General features: G+C 72.5%; 1 protein-coding gene. It reads left to right on the top strand.

Features of this window, described 5'->3' with window-relative positions; all coding sequences use genetic code 11:
• Window positions 1-680: EAL domain-containing protein (locus ACFOWE_RS31000; RefSeq protein WP_377294134.1), on the top strand; the 680-nt coding region annotated here is incomplete at both ends.

The following is a 680-nucleotide window of genomic DNA, read 5'->3' on the forward strand; positions in this document are numbered from 1 at the left end:
CCGCCGCCTGCGCACCCTCACCGACACCCCCGAAAGCAACACCCCCGAAAGCAACAACCCCGAAAGCAACAACCCCGCAGGCGACAACAACAGCGGCAACCGCAACGGGCACCGCCCCACCCTCGCCCGCCTCGGCGGCGACGAATTCGCCCTCCTGCTCCCCCGCACCACCCCCCAGGCCGCCCACCACCTCGCCCACCGCATCCACGCCGCCCTCGCCTCCCCCTACCACCTCCACGACCGCGAACTCCACCTCACCGCCAGCATCGGCCTGCTCGCCGACACCCCCACCCACAACCCCACCCACGCCCTGCGCGACGCCGACCTCGCCCTCCACCACGCCAAAACCACCGGCAAGAACCGCACCACCCGCTTCACCCCCGACCTGCGCACCACCCGCCTGCACCACATCCACCTCGCCGCAGCCCTGCGCCACGCCACCACCCGCGGCGAACTGACCCTCGCCTACCAGCCCATCATCGACCTGCACACCGGAGCCCCCACCGCCGTCGAAGCCCTCCTGCGCTGGACCCCCACCAGCACCGGCACCCCCATCGACCCCGACACCTTCATCCCCCTGGCCGAAGAGACCGGCCTCATCACCGACCTCGGCCACTGGACCCTGACCCGCGCCCTGACCGACGCCCGCCCCTGGCACCAGGCCCACGGCACCGCCGTCA

The organism is Planomonospora corallina (assembly GCF_042650625.1).
Taxonomy (GTDB): Bacteria; Actinomycetota; Actinomycetes; order Streptosporangiales; family Streptosporangiaceae; genus Planomonospora_B; species Planomonospora_B corallina.